Source organism: Paenibacillus sp. CF384 (assembly GCF_900106745.1).
Classification (GTDB): domain Bacteria; phylum Bacillota; class Bacilli; order Paenibacillales; family Paenibacillaceae; genus Paenibacillus_Z.
Map to the genome: position 1 here is coordinate 64,798 of NZ_FNNV01000021.1, position 13,222 is coordinate 78,019.

The 13,222-nt window shown below is 50.5% G+C and carries 13 protein-coding genes; 12 read left to right on the top strand and 1 reads right to left on the bottom strand.

The window, feature by feature from the left end:
• Positions 1–111: 111 nt before the first annotated feature.
• The 12 genes from BLW29_RS26730 (at position 112) to BLW29_RS26785 (ending at position 11,987) form a co-directional block, all read left to right on the top strand.
• On the top strand, positions 112–837 hold the full coding sequence (locus BLW29_RS26730; RefSeq protein WP_090985428.1) for a phosphonate ABC transporter ATP-binding protein: 726 nt from the start codon (positions 112–114) through the stop codon (positions 835–837).
• Positions 834–1,334 (top strand): GNAT family N-acetyltransferase, encoded by a 501-nt coding sequence (locus BLW29_RS26735; protein WP_090985430.1) that lies wholly within the window; start codon positions 834–836, stop codon positions 1,332–1,334. The genes BLW29_RS26730 and BLW29_RS26735 overlap by 4 nt, the downstream gene beginning before the upstream one ends.
• 53 nt (positions 1,335–1,387) lie before the next feature.
• A complete protein-coding gene (locus BLW29_RS26740; protein ID WP_090985432.1) occupies positions 1,388–1,999 on the top strand; it encodes a DUF3298 and DUF4163 domain-containing protein in 612 nt (203 codons plus the stop codon).
• A 20-nt stretch (positions 2,000–2,019) separates the two neighbouring features.
• Complete coding sequence (locus BLW29_RS26745) at positions 2,020–2,613, top strand: response regulator (RefSeq protein ID WP_090985434.1); 594 nt, start codon at positions 2,020–2,022, stop codon at positions 2,611–2,613.
• Between the two features lie 104 nt (positions 2,614–2,717).
• On the top strand, positions 2,718–4,382 hold the full coding sequence (locus BLW29_RS26750) for an amino acid permease (protein ID WP_177186837.1): 1,665 nt from the start codon (positions 2,718–2,720) through the stop codon (positions 4,380–4,382).
• Positions 4,383–4,659: 277 nt separating this feature from the next.
• A complete protein-coding gene (locus BLW29_RS26755; protein WP_090985438.1) occupies positions 4,660–5,319 on the top strand; it encodes an MOSC domain-containing protein in 660 nt (219 codons plus the stop codon).
• Between the two features lie 80 nt (positions 5,320–5,399).
• On the top strand, positions 5,400–6,416 hold the full coding sequence (locus tag BLW29_RS26760) for a phosphotransferase (protein ID WP_090985440.1): 1,017 nt from the start codon (positions 5,400–5,402) through the stop codon (positions 6,414–6,416).
• 139 nt (positions 6,417–6,555) lie between these two features.
• Positions 6,556–7,476, top strand: coding sequence for a polysaccharide deacetylase family protein (locus BLW29_RS26765; RefSeq protein ID WP_090985442.1), 921 nt, complete (start codon positions 6,556–6,558; stop codon positions 7,474–7,476).
• A 225-nt stretch (positions 7,477–7,701) separates the two neighbouring features.
• A complete protein-coding gene (locus tag BLW29_RS26770) occupies positions 7,702–8,712 on the top strand; it encodes a 2-oxoacid:acceptor oxidoreductase family protein (RefSeq protein ID WP_090985443.1) in 1,011 nt (336 codons plus the stop codon).
• Positions 8,713–8,749: 37 nt separating this feature from the next.
• Positions 8,750–11,056: a thiamine pyrophosphate-dependent enzyme gene (locus BLW29_RS26775; protein WP_090985445.1), complete on the top strand. Its 2,307-nt coding sequence runs from the start codon at positions 8,750–8,752 to the stop codon at positions 11,054–11,056.
• An 86-nt stretch (positions 11,057–11,142) separates the two neighbouring features.
• Positions 11,143–11,433, top strand: a complete 291-nt coding sequence (locus tag BLW29_RS26780) for a hypothetical protein (protein WP_090985447.1) — start codon at positions 11,143–11,145, stop codon at positions 11,431–11,433.
• A 26-nt stretch (positions 11,434–11,459) separates the two neighbouring features.
• Positions 11,460–11,987: a hypothetical protein gene (locus tag BLW29_RS26785; RefSeq protein ID WP_090985449.1), complete on the top strand. Its 528-nt coding sequence runs from the start codon at positions 11,460–11,462 to the stop codon at positions 11,985–11,987.
• A 91-nt stretch (positions 11,988–12,078) separates the two neighbouring features.
• On the opposite strand, the gene BLW29_RS26790 is transcribed toward BLW29_RS26785, so the two are convergent.
• Positions 12,079–13,068, bottom strand: coding sequence for a YpdA family putative bacillithiol disulfide reductase (locus BLW29_RS26790; protein WP_090985451.1), 990 nt, complete (start codon positions 13,066–13,068; stop codon positions 12,079–12,081).
• Positions 13,069–13,222: the final 154 nt, after the last annotated feature.

Consider the following 13,222-nt stretch of genomic DNA (forward strand, 5'->3'; position numbering starts at 1 on the left):
CAAACATTTGTTCGTATGGAAACTATTATTTTTTTAACTTAAACTAGATTAATAGCTTACATAGAACTCTGCGAATTCAATAGCAAATGCATGCATAAAGGAGCGCCACTCATGATAAAAGTCGATCAATTATCCAAACAAATTCCCGGCGGGCCGAAGGTGCTATCCGGGATCAGCTTTAACATAGATCCCGGTGAATTCATCGCCATCAAAGGGGCAAGCGGAAGCGGGAAGTCCATGCTTCTCCGATGCTTAGCGATGAGAGAGTCGTGGAGCAGCGGAACCTACATCGTGGACGGCGTCGATATTCTCAAAAAAGGTCTGCTCGGCAAAATGAAAATCCGCCGTGAAATCGCATACCTGGAAGAGAAGCCGACTCTAATTGCCAAAAGGACCGCGCTTAAGAACGTGCTCATCGGCACGTCGCATCAAACGCCGATCTGGCGGCGAGTGACAGGCATGATTCGCAGCGATGACTACATGGGTGCCATGGATATGATCGAGAAGATGGGACTGCTCGAGAAGGCGCATCAGAAGGGCGACAAGCTGAGCGGTGGGGAGAAGCAGCGTATTGCGATGGCACGCGCTTTGGTCCACGGTGCCAAGACGCTGCTTACTGATGAACCGGTATCCGGCTTGGATCCGCATGCGGCTGAGCAAGTGCTGGCAGACTTGAAGAAGATGTGCCAGACGCAAGGGATCTCGGTAGTTGCGGTCATGCATCAAGGTGACTGGGCAGAACGCTTCGCGGATCGGATTATCGGTTTGAATAACGGGAAGATCGTGCTGGATATCAAGGGAAGAAGAATGACGGAGCGGGAGAAAATGCTGCTGTGAGTACTTCCATTACTTATGATCTTCGGCCAATTGACCAAACGGAACTGGATGCCGCACATAAGCTGGAGCTCGCTTGTTATTCCGTAGAAGCCGCGGCAACGAGGGAATCTTTTGCGTTCAGACAACAGCATTTCCCGGGCTATTTCTGGTCGGCTTGGCAGAACAACGAGCTAATCGGCCTCTCCTGCGGTGTTCGCACAGATGAAAGCAGCTGCGAGAGCGATGCGGTGAAGAGTGCGCACAGTGCCGAAACCGGTGGAAACCACCTCGTTATCCTGTCCGTCGCAGTCGCTCCCGAGTATCGATCCAGCGGCATCGGAACTGCACTTATGAGAGCGCTTATAGAGCAAGCCCAATCCGATCGGCTCGCTTCAATCGTTCTCATGTGTGAACAACATTTGATTGCTTTCTATGAAGGTCTCGGGTTTGAATATGCAGCCGTTTCGGCATCTACGCACGGGGGCATTGAATGGCATGAGATGAGAAGAGTCATCTAAATAGGAACCGGCATACAATGGAGCATTAACCTAGAATAGGCAGGTGTTCCATCATGGCATTCCAGTTTCCGGCCGTCATTCATGCCTCCCGTGTCACATTCCCAAAAGCCGAGCTTTGGGTTCCGGTCGTAAGCGGACTTCATAACACAGCGGCAAGCAATTCGATTAATGGTAAAATACGCAGAACAGTAAGTGAGCTTGTGCAAAATCAAGGCTCGCTTGAGGATCCGCGCGCCGATATGCAAGGGTATTTCGAGATCAAGACGAACGAGAAGGACGTTCTAAGCTTATCGCTGTTTAATTATGCCTTTACGGGCGGGGCTCATGGGCTAACGCTTCAGGAGTCGCTTACGTTCGATACAGGTTCAGGCAAGTCATACACGCTGTCTGAGCTTTTCAAACCAGGCAGTAATTATGTCGGCAGGCTGTCCGATATCATCAAGGCTCAAATCGATGAGAGACAAATCGCCACTTTAGAGCCGTTCAACGCCATTCGGCCGGATCAACCCTTCTACATTGCAGATCGTGCGCTAGTCATCTATTTTGCCTTGTATGAGCTTGCTCCTTATGCATTCGGGTTTCCGTACTTTCCGATTTCCGTCTATGACCTTAGCGATATCATTAATCCGAACGGACCACTTGGCCGAATGGATGTGAACAATTAACTGTACTAGAGGAGATCCTTATGATTTATGTTCTCATATTGCTGCCAATATGCTTTATTCTGACTTTCACAATGATCAGACGAAGACAGCGCGAGAATAATAAACCAGTCATTGTCAGCGACCATCCAAGCCAACTGCATCCATTCAATGCTCAGCAAGCTTCAGAAGAGCGTAAACGGACAGCGGATGCCGAAACGGATACAAGTGATAACTTGGCGACTTGCAGCATTCTCATCATTGACGACCAGTCGGCAATCCGAATGCTGCTGCGGGAATTGTTCGAGCTTGAAGGTTTGACTGTCTATGAGGCGATTAATGGTGCTGCTGCGATTGATACCGTTCGTTCAACGGCGATTGACTTCATATTGCTTGATCTGAAGATGCCGGATATGGACGGAATAGAAGCACTGCAAGGGATTCGTCGATGGAACGAACATGCGCAGGTTGCGATGATAACCGCATTCGGCGATCCCCTCAAAATGGAGGCTGCGAAACAGCTGGGCGTGCAATCGTTTTTCACCAAGCCGTTTGATATTGAGCGAGTGAAGTGTCATGTATTGAACAGCTTGAAGAAACAGGATTGCAAGGTTGAGCATGACCCTCTAATCGAATAATCATGCAAGGTCCAATCCGTTCTGGCAGCTTCCATGCAGGCGGATTTTTTAGTTGTGCTGATGGGATTGTCACGCTCATAGAGTCAAGTATGGGGGTGGAGACATTGTTTTTGCTGTGGGCAGGTTGTTTGATTGTCGTATGTGCATGTGGTCTCTCCCTATTCCTTGCACGGACTGCGGAACGCGGCGCTAAGCGGTCCATGCACCAATCCTTGCATCACTACTCGCCTTATGTGCGCTATATGCAAGATAAGCATGATCTGAACGGAATCGGATTCGCACAACAGCTTACTCGGCATCTCGGCGGTTTATCCTTGTTTGGGCTGTCCTTTACATCCTTATCGTTTATCGGCGGAGCGGTCCTGTTTATAGGTCCTGCATTAGCTGAAGGGGGCCCTGCGGTCATCGGTATCGGTTGGCCAGTCCTAACCTGCTTTGGCATCGTAACGGCAAGCTCGGTTGCGGCACTTGCTTCTGCCGTGCCTACCGCAGGCGGCTGCTATCATTGGGCGCTATCGGCCGGCGGACGGCGAATGGGCTTGTGGTCGGGCTGGCTGCATTTGCTAGGCACGATCTTCATGCTAGTAACGACTAATCTGCTTCTGGCAGATTGGATTTATAAAGTGATGGAGCAGCGGTTAGGGTATGCAGGCGGCGGGGAGTTGTATTATGCGCTCCTGATTGTGCTGTTTCTTACGCAAGCTCTTCTGAATATACGAGGGGTTCACGCGTTAGGGAAAATCGCAGGCATTTCGACCGGATTGCAGCTGTTTTTATGGATTGCTATCCTTTTTTTCTTAGTTGTTGCAGCATGGCCGGCTAACTATCCATTTCAAATGTTGGCCGGCACGGACCCAATTGCGGGTAATACCGAACCTGTACTGATTATCGGCATGCTGATGCTGCAGCGGCTCTTACTGGGCAGCGACTTTGCAGGGCAGATGGCAGAAGAAACGAGGGACCCTCGGATTATCGTTCCGTGGTCCATTTTCTTCTCATCGGTCATGCTTGGATTATTCGGATTCATATTATTCGTGCTTCTGTTTATGTGGTTTCCGCTCGGGAGCGAGGGGCTGACCGCCTATTCGGACATCAGTACTTGGTTCGTGACCTTGTGGACCAAATGGGGAGCGCTAAGCAACGCGATCCTTCTGCTGCTTATCGTTTCGTTCGTGTGGATGAATGGGAATGCCTCAATGGCAGCAGCTTCTCGTACGTTATTTGCCATGGCGAGAGATGAAGCCGCGCCTTACTCAGGCAGGCTTTCAGCCGTTTCAGTGCTCTATCGTACGCCGCTTCGTGCGGTTCTGGCCGTATCTATAGGTGCAGGCGTATGCTCATTGGTGCTCAAATCGCTGTCTGCAGGCGCAGTGACTCCGCAATACACTCTTCAACAGCTGATTTTAATAAGTGTAGGAGCGCTCCATGTTGCACTGGCACTACCTATTGGAGCTAAGCTCTATGGGGAAATAACGAATAGGAATCTTGCGAAGCTGAAGGGACCATGGAATCTCGGTGCATATGGGATCTATGTGGATGCGATCGCACTCAGTTGGCTTACGATAAGTGCAACTGCAGCATTCGCATACATGGATTCTGTCCTCCTTCTCTACTTGGCATTCTCAGCGTTGATCGGCGGCTTGCTAATCGAGTGGAAATACCGAGCATTGCTGAAGAAGCTGCCGTTCAAAGTTGTAGGCTCCATTCGGTTCAGCCGAAGGTCGATCGATGAATGTATCAGAATTGAAAGAAAATTCCCGCAACATTAGATATCCAACCTTCGATTAATTAAAATACAGCATGGAGCATGGGGAAATAATAATCTTGTCATCGGAAAATATTTCCCCAAATGCTCGCAACTATTTCCCGGGGAAGCGCATGAAACAACACGAAAAGTGCGCTTTCGACACGTTCTGTAACAAGTTGAGCGAATAAGGGAAATCATGTCAAAACTGCTACTATTAACGGCATTAAGGTTTGCATGGCTCCCATATTCCAGCTTATAATTCGTTGTAATATGCCGTTGTTGATGAAGGAGGAGCAGGGATGGAGCTTGGAACACTGATCTCGCTTAATACGGGGCTGCCGGAAACCGTACAATTCGGGAAGAAAGATATAAGCACGGGCATCAATAAGGAGCCGATCGGAACACAGCCTGTTTATCTCACCCGTACCGGGCTGGAAGGTGATGGGCAAGGCGATCTTGTCTTTCACGGCGGAGCAGATAAAGCCGTTTGCGTGTATTCGGCCGAACATTTCCCATATTGGGGAGGACGCTGGCAGCGCGAGGTTCTCCCAGGTGCTTTCGGTGAAAATTTCACTGTCTCCGCACTAACAGAGCTTGATGTATGTATCGGTGATATTTGGAGCGTAGGTGAAACCGTGGTCCAAGTCAGCCAGCCGAGACAGCCCTGCTACAAGCTCGGAATGAAACATCAATTGCCTGAGCTTCCACATGAGGTGCAGAGGAACGGTTATACCGGGTTCTACTTGCGCGTGATAAAGGAAGGTCATGTCAAGCTGGGGGACAAGCTGCTTCTGACGAGCAGGCATCCGGCAGCGATTACGATTGCAGAAGCGAACCGAGTGATGCATATCGATAAACAGGACAAGGCCGGCATGCTTGCATTGCTTGCCATTACGGAGTTGTCGGCAAGTTGGCAGCAAACACTTACCGGCAGGCTGGAGAAACTGAATGCCGAATAACGTTGTTTGCGACAGGCAAAGAAATTAGATGTAACAGCAGTGGGGATTGGGAAGGGAACCAACAGGAGGCAGCGGCTGACATGGGTCAAATCAATGAGGGCGAATTAGCCGAATACTTACATGCATATCGGCTTGATCCGAGTCGGAAGATCGTACAGGAAGAAAGCGGGATGAACAATACGACTCGCATGGTTTACTCCGGTTCAGAGAAGTTCGTGCTCCGCATCTATGAGAACCACCGTGACGAAGCGCTTATTCGTACGGAGCATGCAATTCTGGATGAGCTCCAGAGACAGAAGCTGTCCTTTGAAGTACCTCTGCCGGTGCTTAATCGCTCAAGTTGTACGATTACAAAGGGCTCGAGTGGCAAGCTGGCAGCCTTATATCACTTTATTAATGGAAATAGGCCGACGCCAGAACTCGATTCACATCTGCTCGGATTAGGCAATGCGGCAGGAGAGCTCTCGCAGGCGCTGGCGCTTGTAAACGTCAATGGGGAAATCGTACCCCAATATAAACCTTACTACGAGCTCGATGAAAACCACGGCTCTATGTCGGAAGAAGTCCTTATAGGGCTGTGTGAACGTTCTGAGCGCCTCTTAAACAGTCGTGAGAAGCTGGCGTCGCTTCAGCTAGAGCGGGAACAATTAATGGTATTAAGGGATAAAATAGCGAGCTTGCCGCAGCAATGGATACATGGCGATATTGTGTTCACCAACGCAGTGGCAGCAGGCGTACGAGTAACGGGTTTGCTGGACTTCGAATTTTGCACGATCGATGTTAGAGTGATGGAGCTGGCTGTTGCGTTAGCCGAGTTTCCAAGTGAAGACCATGAAGAAGCCATCAGGCGCATAGCGTTATTTTGCAGCGGTTATGGTAGAGCGGCGAAGCTGACGGAGGAAGAAGTGCTGATGCTGCCTGCGTTAGTTAAGCTTCGGATGATCGATGTTTGGCTTCATTTTGCCGGCAGGTTATACGAGGGGATGGATTCCGATGAAATCTGGCTTGATCAGGTCGAACGTGCTGCATTCGTATGCGATTGGATTGATCGCTGGCATGAAGAGCTAATGAAGGTGTTCCGTCGCCACTTGAGTTAAACCGCGAGGACATGTAAGGCCGATCTATCTCCGCTTGTGGAGAATGATCGGCCTTGTTTTATTCATATAGATAACATGAACATGTGCAATTTCGGTGGACCGGAACATTCATGCTGAAGCAAGGCGGGGAGGCATGCATATGAAGAGTACGGCAGAGCTGCTGGGTTACGGACCGAGTGATCGCTTGTTAATTATTAATGCGGATGATTATGGCTTGTGTCACTCCAGCAATAAAGGAATTCAGAAGCTTCTTGAAGGCGGGATTGTCTCTTCATCTACGATTATGATGCCTTGCGCCTGGGCAAGAGAAGCAGCCGTATGGAGTGCAAGCCATTCGCTCCTGGATGTCGGCGTCCATTTCACCCTGACAAGCGAATGGGATGTGATGAAGTGGGGACCGGTTTACCGCGGCGGATCAACGGAATCGCTAGTAACGGGTGAAGGGTATTTTCATCGGGATTCCAAATCGTTCGAGCGCAGAGCTGACGGGGAGCAGGTGAAGCAGGAGCTGATCGCTCAAGTGGAGATGGCACTGCAGATGGGCGTTAACGTGACTCACGCGGATAACCATATGGGAAGCTTGTATGGCTTGCAGACGGGCAGGCATTTTCTGGCGGAAGTGTTTGAGGTATGCGCGGGATATGGGCTGCCTTTCCGACTTCCTCGGTTTCTGCAGTTGGAATCGGGTTCGCCGGCGCCTCCGGAGCTGGCCTTGCAGGCGCTTAAACATGCTGCGGAAGCAGATCGGCGCGGAGTCGTCGTGCTTGATTATCTCGTAGCACTGCCGTTTCATTCAAAGCTAGGTGAAACGTATGCACAGTTCAAGTCGCAAATGATTGCATTGCTGAAACGGTTAAAGCCCGGCGTATCCGAACTGATCATACACCCGGCGCTCGTAACTGACGAGTTGACCGCGTTTCACTCGGAACCGCTAAAACGCGGGATGGAAATGGATATTTTTCGCGATAAAGAAGTACAAGATGTGATGCATTACGAGGGAATCAAACAGATCGGCTGGAAGGAATTACGGCACTATCAACGCCGCAATTCGAGGCCATAATTCGAGCATGCAGGGTTGTCCATGTCGGAAATGAACAGCTGCTGTGCTAGCTTTGTTTATTGAATTCGGACAAGCTGTACTAGAACAGCATACCGGACATTCACCTGTATTACTGTTTGAACACTCCTGTTTTGGAAATAAACGCTATTCGTCAATTCCTCGTGGTGATATACTGATAGTTGTGAATTATATAAGTATTCAGTTAATTCGGAGGGAGTGGAGCAAGTGGCGGTACTTCCAAAACAGAATGATCTTGGATTCTTTGAAATTCGATTGGAATCAATAGGTGGATTGGGCGCTAACTTGGCCGGAAAGATGTTAGCTGAAGCGGGCGTAGTTGGAAGCGGTTTCAATGGGGTCAGTTTCTCCTCTTACGGATCAGAGAAGAAGGGCTCGCCGGTAAAGGCGCATATTCGCTTCTGCGATATGGAGACGAATATCCGCGACACGACACCGGTAGAGCGCCCTCATATCGTTGGGGTGTTTCACGAGAATATGTCCAAGACCGTGAATGTCATCAGCGGGATCTATGAAGACAGCGTGGTGCTGGTCAATTCTAGTAAAACAACCGATGAATTGAAGCAGAAAATGAACTTGTCCGCTGGTACACTTGCTGTTGTTGATGCTACAAGCATTTCACTCGAGGAGAACAATCGCGTGAACATGGCAATGCTTGGGGGTCTATTCCGACTCTGCACCTTCCTGGATTTTGAGCATATGAAAGGAATTATCCGAAAGTCGCTGGAGAAGAAATATCCGCAGGCTGTCGAGCCGGCGCTGCGAACGTTCCAGCGCGGTTACGATGAAGTGAAGTTCCAGACGTACTCGCTTGCCGAAGGCGAGAGCATGCCGCAGCCGACACGGTGGGATGTTCCTTCACTCGGCTATGAGACGCAGCCTATGGGCGGGATGATCATCAATCCCGGAAACAGTGTGCTGAAGGATATCAGTATTTCAAGACAAGGCATGATGCCGCATTTCGACGATGAGAAATGTATCCACTGCGCAGCTTGCGACACCGCGTGTCCGGACTTCTGCTTCGTATGGGAGGAGCAGCCGGATAAGAAGGGTCGTCCGCAAATGTTCCTGCAGGGGATCGATTACCAATATTGCAAGGGTTGCTTGAAATGCGTTGTCGCCTGTCCGACCGAAGCGCTTGCTTCTGAACGCGAGACGGATGGTTACGGCGAACAAAACCGAGTGCCACATAAGTTTGATTGGGCAAAAGCGAATTAAAGTCGTGTAGGTTTGCACGGAAGAGAGGAGCGATAACATGGCCATTGAAATCAACAAAGAAGTGAGCAGAGGTAAAGTAGAGCAGCGTATGGTCTATGAGTCAGGCAACGAGATGGCTGCATATGCCGCGCATCAAATCAATTATCACGTTATGGGGTACTTCCCGATTTCACCTTCTACCGAGGTTGCCCAGTTTCTCGATCTGATGAAAGCGAACGGGCAGCATGATATTAAACTGATTCCAGCGGACGGCGAGCACGGCTCTGCAGGAATTTGCTATGGCGCGTCCGCAGCCGGGGGCCGCGTGTTTAATGCAACCAGCTCCAATGGATATTTGTATATGCTGGAGCAAATGCCGGTCCAATCCGGTACGCGTTTCCCGATGGTAATGAATCTCGTCTGCCGTTCTGTCTCCGGACCGCTTGATATTCATGGTGACCACTCCGATTTGTACTTCGCACTCAATACCGGCTGGCCGATCTTGATGTGCCGCGATCCGCAAGCCGTATATGACATGAACATTATTGCGCTTAAGCTTGCTGAAGATCCGCAGGTGCGTCTGCCTGTTCTAGTCGCTTCTGACGGCTACTTCACCTCTCATCAGAAACGCCGCGTCCAAACCTTTGCACACCGTGCTGATGTACATGCATTCGTTGGCGAGCATTCTCCCGAAGGCTTCAAGCATGTACTCGACCGCAACAATCCGGTTACCGTCGGTCCTTACATGAATGAACCGGATTATATCAACAACTGCTATCAGCAGTCGGTGGCCATGTACAATGCAGGAGAAGTATTCGATCGCATCCGCACCGAGTATGCCGAATTGACCGGCCGAGATTATCCGATTCTCGATCAGTACCGGATGGACGATGCCGAGGTTGCGGTATTCCTGATGAATTCGGCATCCGAAATCATCAAGGACGTCGTGGATCAGCTGCGCGCCAAAGGGATCAAAGCAGGCTCTATAGCGCCGAATATCATTCGACCATTCCCAGCCAAAGAAATCGCCGAAGCATTGCGCGGCGTCAAAGCGGTAACGATAGGTGACCGCGCAGATTCCTATGGCGGTCATGGCGGGAACATGACGAACGAAATTAAAGCGGCGCTGTTTACGCATGGCGTGCGGGATACGCTCGTCATCAGTCGGATTTATGGTCTGGGCGGCAAAGATTTCTACGCCGAAGACGGGCATCACCTGTTTGAGCTGGCGATTGAAGCCGCGCAATCAGGCAAAGTCGAAGTTCCGTTTGATTACTGGGGCCATACGCCGGGCGATCCGGAGAAAGCGCCGAAGCGCGTGCTGGAGCCGCTTAAGTATGAGGACCTGAAGACCGGACTGATTACGGTTGACCGCGATGAGGCTACCGGCAAGCTGAAGGTTAAAGTTCCACCGGTTCGACAGCTGACGAAGAAGCCGAAACGCCTTGCGCCGGGTCATGGCGCTTGTCCGGGCTGCGGTATCTTCTCCGGCTTGGAGCTGTTCTTCAAGGGAATCGAAGGCGATATCGTCGCCCTCTACCAAACGGGCTGCGCAATGGTGGTTACGACCGGATTCCCGTACTCTTCGCATAAAGCAACTTATATTCATAACTTGTTCCAGAATGGTGCCGCAACGCTGTCCGGTGTCGTTGAGATGTTCTGGGAACGCAAGCGCCGCGGCGAGCTTGAACAATATGGCTTGAAGGATGATTTCACCTTCGTCATGATTACGGGTGACGGCGGGATGGACATCGGTATGGGGCCGGCAATCGGAAGCGCGCTCCGTAACCACAAGATGATCATTCTCGAGTACGATAACGAGGGTTATATGAATACCGGCGCGCAGATGTCGTATTCAACACCGCTTGGCCATCGTACTTCAACCTCCAACGTAGGCAAACATCAAGGCGGTAAGCTGTTCCATCATAAGGATACGGCGCAAATTATGGCGGCAACCAATATTTCATATGTGTTTACCGGCTCGGAATCGCTTCCGCAGGATTTGCTTCGCAAAGCGGCCAAGGCGCAGTATTATGCGCAGAATGTCGGCCTTGTGTACGGCAAAATTCTCATTTCTTGTCCGCTGAACTGGCTGTCGGAGGAGAAGATCGGTCAGACTTTAATCGACGAAGCGGTTAACACCTGTTTCTTTCCGATGTATGAGGTCGAAGAAGGCGTCACGACGATTACGTATAACCCGGAAGACAAGGGCAAACGAATCCCGCTTGGCGACTGGCTGAAGAATATGGGCAAAACCAAACATATGACGCGTCCGGAATATGCCGAAGCGCTTAAGGCATTCGAGGATGAAGTGGAACGCCGCTGGCTTCGCTTGAAAGCGAAACACGAGAATATGTACTTGTAACATCTGTGAGGGCGCGGCGGCGAATAAGCGGCCGCGCCTTTCGTTTTGACCCACACCATGCCCGTTAGAAGGAGAGGTGAAACACGATGCCTATCGTATTGCGTCATCGCATAACAGGAGAGATCGCATGTGGGATGTTGAGAAATGTGTATGATTTTGCATACTATGGCGCTCTCTGGTGGGAGGATATTGATGTGGCTGAACAGCTGGCCGAACATGCCCTGATGGAGAGGGATTTCGCCCAACCCTACTCAGAATGGGAACTTCTTGAAGTGAAGGAAGAGCGGTTGAAGCTGTTTAACGTGAAGCTGAACAACAATCCGACTAGAAGAATAGTGCTGGAGCAAGATGGGACGATCAGGCTGCTGAAGTCATAGCGTACGTGTAGGAGGGTAAGAGGCGAATGAATGTGACGGATCAATCCTATTTTCAACAGATCAAGGGGCTGGGCTCCGATGTGGAAATAGAAGCGTTCGGCCTGACGCTCAGAACGGAAGGATTCACCGCAATAAGACGATTTCTGGATGACTTCAGGCAGTATTTGCGTACATTTACCGATGAGGAAGCGGAGTTTGCCTTAGAGCTGCTGCGACGCGGGCAACTTGCAGTGCCCGAGCCTGGACGGACAAGTCCATCATGGACGTACGTTTGGCGTGAGTTCGCAGGCATCATTCGGACCAAGCGGCATGTATTCGAATCCATACCGGAAGACCAGCGAAGCGGCGAGTGGCAGGTGCTGCTCGATAATCCGTTCAGCAATCAGAACATTACCGTATATCCGGCATTAACCTTCATCGAAGCGGTCTATATGTTTGCGTATTTTCGAACGGAACTGCTTCATAATGAATATATCCGGCTGCAGAAGATTGCGACAGTGATGACCTTCCAAGGCATCGATAAGGACGGAATTCAGCCGATTGTTAGTTTATAAGCATACCTAAGAGGCTTTGAATCTTCCGATTGCGCGATTGCTCAATTCGGGATGCAAAGCCTCTTTAAGTTCTCTATTATCTCGAAGATGACTATAGCATTATAGCACCGGTACGTACAAGATGAGCGGCGATCTTCCGCCCGTGGAACCGACCGGATTCGATGAAGATTTCATTGGCTTCCCGCCGAGAAGCGACAACGCCTGCCAAATATATACCCGGTACATTGCTCTCCATCGTTTCATCGTTAAAGGTCGGATACCCTTCTTCCTCCATCGTTACGCCGAAAGAGGCAAGGAATGCACGATCCGGATGGAAACCGGTCAAGGCCAGGACGAAGTCGTTCGGCAGTTCGTCCAGACCGTCTACACTTTCGATCGTGACGCTTCGCGAATGGATGGCAACAACGCGGGAAGTGAATCGCATCTGGATACGGCCTTTCGATACAAGACTCTCGAAGATCGGACGAACCCATGGCTTGATGCTCGAAGAATAGTGTTCGCCACGGTACACGACGGTTACCTTCGCGCCAACTCGCTCCAGCTCCAGAGCCGCATCGATCGCCGAATTGCTGCCGCCGATGATGGCAACCTGCATGCCCGTATACGGATGGGCTTCTCGGAAGAAATGGGTCACTTTATCGGACTGTTCGCCGGGAATGCCAAGCTCATTCGGATGATCGAAGTACCCGGTTGCGATAATGACGGCTTTGGCGTGATACGTGTTCAATTCGCCATGACGATTCGAGCTCTCTAGCACGAAACTGCCATCCGGCTGCGGATGAATCGACGTGACAGCCTCATAAGCATGTATGCGCACTTCTCGCCGAAGCGCAACGCTTCGGTAGTAGTTGAGCGCTTCAATGCGAGACGGCTTCTCATTGGCCGTCGTGAACGGAATGCCGGCGATTTCGAGCAGCTCCGGTGAGCTGAAGAAGTGCATATAGGTGGGGTATTGCGATATCGAATGCACGACATTGCGTTTCTCGATCATGAGCGGATCGATGCCTATCGCCTGCAATTCAATAGCTGCGGCTAGTCCGCATGGACCGGCGCCGACGATGATTACTTGTTCGTTATGCATAAGTTCGGGATCAACTCCAATACACATTTAACATTAGGGTAAGGACCAGTCTTATTTTAGCACAGCTTCCAAACAGTTGCTTCCTGTAAAACAAGCATTTAGCTCTGTGTACGTGAAAGGTTATGTTGTATAATAAGCTAACACGGATTAGAAG